Annotated in this window: 5 protein-coding genes and 2 pseudogenes; 2 read left to right on the top strand and 5 right to left on the bottom strand. The window is 57.4% G+C overall.

Going from position 1 to position 6,613, the window contains the following annotated elements; all coding sequences use genetic code 11:
* Positions 1 to 160, bottom strand: a pseudogene (locus A7D16_RS22040) (IS5/IS1182 family transposase); the annotation flags it as partial.
* Between the two features lie 83 nt (positions 161 to 243).
* Here A7D16_RS22040 and A7D16_RS23295 point away from each other — a divergent pair.
* The gene (locus A7D16_RS23295) at positions 244 to 633 is read left to right on the top strand and encodes a hypothetical protein (RefSeq protein ID WP_153043195.1); all 390 of its coding nucleotides are present in this window, start codon (positions 244 to 246) and stop codon (positions 631 to 633) included.
* 171 nt (positions 634 to 804) lie between these two features.
* Here the strand turns inward: A7D16_RS23295 and A7D16_RS22700 are convergent.
* From A7D16_RS22700 to aceE, 4 genes and pseudogenes are all read right to left on the bottom strand, one after another.
* Positions 805 to 954, bottom strand: a pseudogene (locus A7D16_RS22700) (IS5/IS1182 family transposase); the annotation flags it as partial.
* Between the two features lie 77 nt (positions 955 to 1,031).
* A complete protein-coding gene (gene darG, locus A7D16_RS22035; protein ID WP_204377182.1) occupies positions 1,032 to 2,093 on the bottom strand; it encodes a type II toxin-antitoxin system antitoxin DNA ADP-ribosyl glycohydrolase DarG in 1,062 nt (353 codons plus the stop codon).
* Positions 2,093 to 2,806: a DarT ssDNA thymidine ADP-ribosyltransferase family protein gene (locus tag A7D16_RS22030; RefSeq protein ID WP_082925872.1), complete on the bottom strand. Its 714-nt coding sequence runs from the start codon at positions 2,804 to 2,806 to the stop codon at positions 2,093 to 2,095. Before A7D16_RS22030 ends, darG begins: the two co-directional genes overlap by 1 nt.
* A gap of 83 nt (positions 2,807 to 2,889) precedes the next feature.
* Complete coding sequence (aceE, locus tag A7D16_RS18575; RefSeq protein WP_064634724.1) at positions 2,890 to 5,577, bottom strand: pyruvate dehydrogenase (acetyl-transferring), homodimeric type; 2,688 nt, start codon at positions 5,575 to 5,577, stop codon at positions 2,890 to 2,892.
* 701 nt (positions 5,578 to 6,278) lie between these two features.
* Between aceE and A7D16_RS18570 the strand changes: the two genes are divergently transcribed.
* Positions 6,279 to 6,613: IS110 family transposase (locus A7D16_RS18570; RefSeq protein ID WP_153043122.1), on the top strand; the 335-nt coding region annotated here is incomplete at its 3' end.

The raw sequence follows: 6,613 nt of genomic DNA, 5'->3' as shown, positions 1-6,613 counted from the left end.
TGGCCGGCAATCGTGGCGATAGCGCCTGCTCCAACGCACTCCACGGCAGCCGATGGCTTAGTTGAACCAGTGGATGGCGCAGGTCGATCTGGTTTTCCAGACGCGAACGAAACAACTCATCGGCAGGCAACTGCTCGGCGGCAGGACGGCGTGTACGCATGGGCGAAAACTGCCAGAAACCAGTGCGTACATTAACGAAAACTGGCAGTTCCAGCACGCCGAAAATGCGGGGGATGGCCTGCAATGGATGTGGTTAGGGGTTTTTCAGGGGCGACTATTTACAACGCCGACAAAGATCGGGAAGTTCAGGTGCGCTTTGTAGACCCGATGACAAATCATATCCCAAGAATGTTAAGTCAAGTTGGCTGCTTTATTCATAAGCCTCTGTACTTCAGGCTTGAGAATTGGCTGCCTACTATTTTTCATGGCGAAGACCGTAGTTTTATTTTTTGTATAGATATCGCTGAGAGGCTCAGACCTCAGATTTTGTCCCATCTACGACTGATGAATATCCATGGCGGCAGCTTGCTTCCAGACATTAGTGGTGCCGCCGCGTTTTGCAATGAAACGCTTGAACACTTTTCACAAAAATGGCAACGGAAGACCGCAGCCGCAGAACCATTCGAGATTTGACGTAAATCAAGTCAAGTGAACATAATTTCGATATGGACCTTAATCGAAAAAGGCGCTTTTTTTCCAATATCAAATTGAGCTTTTGCTAGAGATGGAGCTCAGGCGATGCAGAGAATTTTGGACCAATATGGCGGACGACTGCAAAGCTTCTTGCTGATAACTATGCTTGCCACCTACAACACCACTTAAATCGATAGCTAGGCCGACCAGACCGAGCAATTGCTGCCACGGAACCACCTGCTCCATCTCGGCCAGGAAGATCTCGCGGCGGGTCTGCTTGCGCTTGCCCAGACCCTCAGCGTCACCAAACGTCAGTTGCATGGATGATTCCTAGCTCTGGGCAATAGTGTTGCGCATCTACCGTGCTTTATTCGGAGATCCCCTAGATCCACAAAAAATCAACCGATATCTTTTTCAGAAAAGTCTTCGAGATCCAGCAAACCATCTTCGATCAAGCGATCCCGCGCAGCTTTAACTTCATGCAGCGGAAAAACATTCTTTCTATATGCGTCGGAACTATCAGTAGGGTAGTCGCCACCACCGTACGCCAATCCTCGAGATGCGTTAAAGTGCGTGGTGGAAAGTAGTTCAAGACCGTAAGGACTGTCGTAGCCTTGAAAAAGATGCGCTAGCTTTTCAACAATATCTTCATTCAATCCATGCACGCGAATATACTCATCTGCGGCGGCATATCCCGCGCTAGTAACACTGGCGCTTCTATTTCCGTCGATGTATCCGGATAAGTATCGCCACTTATCAAGCTTAACAAGCGCCTTTTTAAGCGTGGAAGAATATGGCCCATAAAGACTATTCTTGAATTCCAAGTTAAACGGAATCCCGAGATATTGTAAAAAGTACGCAAGTTTCTGCAATGACAAACGATCAACAGATCCGCCAAATCTGGGCTCTAGAGAAGCAATGGATTTGATGAAGATTGCTCTACTACGCGTCATTTTCGCCGACACGTCTAGATATTCCGGGTCTACGCCTTCACCAAGAGGCCCGTATACCTCAACGCGAACACCGGACAATACTGACAACTTTTGGATGATCAGCGGCCTTACAACAGCCCAGTCCAGCCCGCCATTACCACAGCCAAGCGGGGGAAGAGCGATAGATTTGATTGATCTACTTATTATTTCATCAATAAGAGCATCCAAGCCGGCCTCGATGTATTCAATCTTCGACTTCGATCGCCAGTGATCCTTGGTCGGAAAGTTGATTAAAAATCGAGGCCGATCTGAATCAAAAATGCTACCGCGATCGTAAGTTAACATTTTGCCAGGGCGCAGCTCGCGTTTGTCACAGGCTTTCTTATAAAACTTATAATTTTCCGGCCAACGCCGCTTGAACTCCAGAGCCACGCCTTTGCCCATGACACCGACGCAATTCACAGTATTAACGATAGCATCTGCATTCGTTAGAAACATATCACCCGCCTTGAAGGTCATATCATTCATCAGACGAAACAACCCGGGTTATTGATGATGGATCCGCCAAAACCATGCGCACGCGCCAATACCAAGGCCTCTCTATAAGCCGTTTCATTCGGGGTTACTATACAACGAATCAAATCAGTAGGCACTGTACTCTTCACTAAGAGCTCAGCCATTCTAGCACTCTTACGGTTTTGCCGGCTTATGGGCAATGGAGAATCCCCAAAATACTGACAGACCCCTTCGTAGCCAATCTCCGGAATCTTGGCCACCATCGGAGACTCATCGAACAAAGGCCATTTCACATGTGATTCCAGCATACCCAATTCAGCAACAACTTCGGGCATTGGCGCCATAGAGTTCAAAGCATAGTTACTAAAGCAAGCCTGAAAACCGTGCGCGTAAATTTCCGCAACCTCTACCACCAAAAATAGTCGATCATTGATTGAGGACATGCCCAAAAGATCCCCTGCAGGGCTCTTAACTTCAACATTACCCTTATGTATCACGAACGAAAACGCAGTCACAGGCGATAAATAGAACTGAACGTAGTCGTTGACAACGCCCCCATACGGCAACGAAAACGCAGGCGTTCCCCTAAATCCAACGATTTGCGCGTGGCTTGTCTGATGGCATGACTGCGCATATACATGATTCTTGGACCGAATCTCCCTATCGGCAAGAATGAGTGCTAAATCACGCCTATCAATTTGCCTGAATGCGAACCTTTTTGGCATTTCTCCTCCATGAATACCCCTTCTGCACAGAAGAAAGGGTAGCAAATTGCTACCCCCTCGCCTATTCACCCCCGGCTGAAAAATCAAGCCCCGACCGGATTAGCCTTCTCAGGATCAATCTTGTACTGCTTGATCGCCCGGGCCACATCCTTGCCCGTCATCTTGCCATCCTTAGCCAGCGCGGCAATCGCCGCATGCGCGATGTAGTAACGATCGACCTCGAAGAACCGGCGCAGGTTGGCACGCGTATCCGAGCGACCGAACCCATCCGTGCCGAGCACGGTGTAGGTCATCGGGACGAAGGCGCGGATCTGGTCGGCGAAGGCGCGCACGTAGTCGGTTGCGGCGATGGCCGGGCCCTGGCGGCCTTCCAGCAGCTGGGTAACGTAGGGTTTGCGCTGTTCGGCCTCCGGGTGCAGGCGGTTCCAGCGTTCCACGGCGTAGCCGTCGCGGCGCACTTCGTTGAGGCTGGGGCAGGACCAGATGTCGGCGGTGACGCCGAAATCCTTGTCCAGCAGCTCGGCCGCGGCAATGGCTTCGCGCAGGATGGTGCCGCTGCCCAGCAGCTGCACGCGCAGCTCGCCCTTCTTGGGCTTGCCGGCGTCCTTGAGCAGGTACATGCCCTTGATGATGCCCTCGGCTGCGCCGTCCGGCATGCCGGGGTGGGCGTAGTTCTCGTTCATCAGGGTGATGTAGTAGTACTCGTCGATCTGGTCTTCCATCATCGCCTTCATGCCGTGCTGCATGATGACGGTGACTTCGAAGCCGAAGGTCGGGTCGTAGCTACGCACGTTGGGGATGGAGCCGGCGATGACCTGGCTGAAGCCGTCTTCGTGCTGCAGGCCTTCGCCGTTGAGCGTGGTGCGGCCGGCGGTGCCGCCGAGCAGGAAGCCACGCGTGCGCATGTCCGCTGCCTGCCAGGCGATGTCGCCCACGCGCTGGAAGCCGAACATGGAGTAGTAGATGTAGAACGGCAGCATCGGCACGTCGGACACCGAGTAGCTGGTGCCGGCGGCCATCCACGAGGCGATGGCGCCCGGCTCGCTGATGCCCTGCTGCAGCACCTGGCCGGTCTGGTCTTCGCGGTAGTACATCAGCTGGTCGGCATCGACCGGCTTGTACTTCTGGCCGAACGGGGCATAGATGCCGATCTGGCGGAACATGCCTTCCATACCGAAGGTGCGCGCCTCATCGGCCACGATCGGCACGATGCGCGGGCCCAGTTCCTTGTCGCGCAGGGCAATGTTGAGGCTCTGCACGAACGACATGGTGGTGGAATAGCTGCGCTCGCCGCTGTCCTTGAGCAGGCGCTCGAACTTGTCGAGCGTGGGCGCGACGAACGACTTGCTGGCCTTGGGACGGCGCGAAGGCAGGAAGCCGCCGAGCACGTTGCGGCGTTCTTTCAGGTACTGCACTTCCGGGGAATCTTCGCCGGGGTGGTAGAACGGCACCTGGCCGTCTTCCAGCTGGGCGTCGGTGACCGGAATGTTGAAACGGTCGCGGAAGTGCTTGACCGCCGCGTCGTCCAGCTTCTTGGTCTGGTGGGTGGGGTTGAGCGCTTCACCGGCCGAGCCCATGCCGTAGCCCTTGACCGTCTTGGCCAGGATCACGGTAGGCATGCCGGTGGTGTTCACGGCCTGGTGGTAGGCGGCGTACACCTTGTGCGGGTCGTGGCCGCCACGGTTCAGGCGCCAGATGTCGTCGTCGGACAGGCCGGCCACCATGGCCGCGGTCTCCGGGTACTTGCCGAAGAAATTCTCGCGGGTATAGGCGCCGCCGAAGGCCTTGCAGTTCTGGTATTCGCCGTCGACGGTTTCCATCATCAGCTTGGTCAGCACACCATTGGTGTCCTTGGCCAGCAGGGCGTCCCAGTAGCCGCCCCAGAGCAGCTTGATCACGTTCCAGCCGCCGCCACGGAACACGCCTTCCAGTTCCTGGATGATCTTGCCGTTGCCGCGCACCGGGCCGTCCAGGCGCTGCAGGTTGCAGTTGACCACGAAGATGAGGTTGTCCAGGCCTTCGCGGCCGGCCAGCGCGATGGCGCCGAGGGTTTCTGGCTCATCAGACTCGCCGTCGCCGATGAAGCACCACACCTTGCGGTCGGACTTTTCGATGAGGCCGCGGTTTTCCAGGTAACGCATGAACTGCGCCTGGTAGATGGCGGCCAGCGGGCCCAGGCCCATCGACACGGTGGGGGTCTGCCAGAACTCGGGCATCAGCCACGGGTGCGGGTAGGACGAGATGCCCTGGCCGTCCACTTCCATGCGGAAGTTGTCCAGCTGGGCCTGGCTGATGCGGCCTTCCAGGAAGGCGCGGGCGTAGATGCCCGGCGCGCTATGGCCCTGGATGAACAGCAGATCGCCCGGATGGTTGTCCGAGGGCGCGCGCCAGAAGTGGTTGAAGCCCACGTCGTACAGGGTGGCGCTGGAGGCGAACGAGGCGATGTGGCCGCCCAGGTCGCCCGGCTTGCGGTTGGCGCGCACGACCGTGGCCATGGCGTTCCAGCGGATGATCGAGCGGATCTTCCACTCCAGCGCGGAGTCGCCGGGGTGCTTGGCCTCGTTGGCCGGTGCGATGGTGTTGACGTACTCGGTAGTGGGCGAGAACGGCAGGTAGGCGCCGGCGCGGCGGGTCTGTTCGACCATGCCTTCCAGCAGCTGATGGGCGCGCTCCGGGCCTTCGACGTCGATGACGGCCTTGATCGATTCGAGCCACTCCTGCGTCTCGAGCGGGTTCGGATCGTTGTGCAGCACTTCGTTCAACCAGTTCATTAGCGCTCCCGGGGGGACACACCCCGCGGGTGTGTCGACATCGTGAATTCGTGAACCCCCAAGTGTACCGCACGCACCTGTTGGCATTCCTCGCTACGGGTGCGTATGGAATGGGACGGTGTTGTGCGCGGGGTGTTGTTGCGGTTGGTTTGGCGAGGAAGCGCGTGGTGATCTTGCGCGCGGGCGCGATGCGGGCGCGATGCAGGCCGGTGGCGAGCGCGCTGGGGAGGTCTTGAATAAGCGGGCAGCGAGAACTGCAGCGCCGTGGCATTTGGGCAGCAATGTCGAAGCAAGCCGATGTCTGCCAAGCGCGTGGCCTGCCGGTATGCATGAGCTGGCGACCGCTGCCGATCTACGACCAAAGGATAAGAGCCGCTGCCTGATCCTTCTCCCGCCGGGAGAAGGTGCCCCGCAGGGGCGGATGAGGGTACGAGCGAAGCCTCGTGCGTTTTGGGTGCAAGAGGGCTTCGCCCCGCACCCTCACCCCAACCCCTTATCTCTTGGCGATCTGCCAGATTAGGTGTCGAGAGCCGGCGTGGTCGACCGATAACCCACAGGTCTAAACAACCGCGGGAGAGCGAGGTCGCCACGCCGGGATCTCCTGGCAAACGCCCGAACAGTTGCTGGAGTTGGCACTCGTAACGATCAGGCTGGGCAGCCCAGGAGAGCTCTCGACCCTTCGAGCATAGCGGAGTTTTTCCATGGCATACGGCGTAGGTATCGATGTCAGCAAGCAGTGGTTGGATGTGCATGTGCATGGCTGCAAGGGCGAGCGGCGCTTCCCCAACACGGCGGCAGGTCTGCGCCAGCTGCGCAGCTGGCTGGGACACATGGAGCTGCACCAAGTGGTACTGGAAGCCACGGGCGGCTACGAACTGGCAGCGCTGGATGCGCTGCATGCGGCCGGCTTGCCGGTGGCGCGTGTGAACCCTCGCCAGGCGCGTGACTTTGCCAAGGCCATCGGCCAACTAGCCAAGACCGACACCTTGGATGCGCGTGTGCTGGCGCAGATGGCGATGCTGTTATCACTCACGCC

This window comes from Xanthomonas nasturtii (assembly GCF_001660815.1).
GTDB lineage: Bacteria > Pseudomonadota > Gammaproteobacteria > Xanthomonadales > Xanthomonadaceae > Xanthomonas > Xanthomonas nasturtii.
Note: the sequence above shows the minus strand (reverse complement) of the source record. Positions and strands in the feature narration are given on the sequence as shown.

Bases quoted from the DNA above. Each gene is read 5' to 3' on its own strand.
- A7D16_RS23295 (WP_153043195.1), top strand. From the start codon at position 244: ATGGATGTGGTTAGGGGTTTTTCAGGGGCGACTATTTACAACGCCGAC.
- darG (WP_204377182.1), bottom strand. From the start codon at position 2,093: ATGAATGATATGACCTTCAAGGCGGGTGATATGTTTCTAACGAATGCA.
- A7D16_RS22030 (WP_082925872.1), bottom strand. From the start codon at position 2,806: ATGCCAAAAAGGTTCGCATTCAGGCAAATTGATAGGCGTGATTTAGCA.
- aceE (WP_064634724.1), bottom strand. From the start codon at position 5,577: ATGAACTGGTTGAACGAAGTGCTGCACAACGATCCGAACCCGCTCGAG.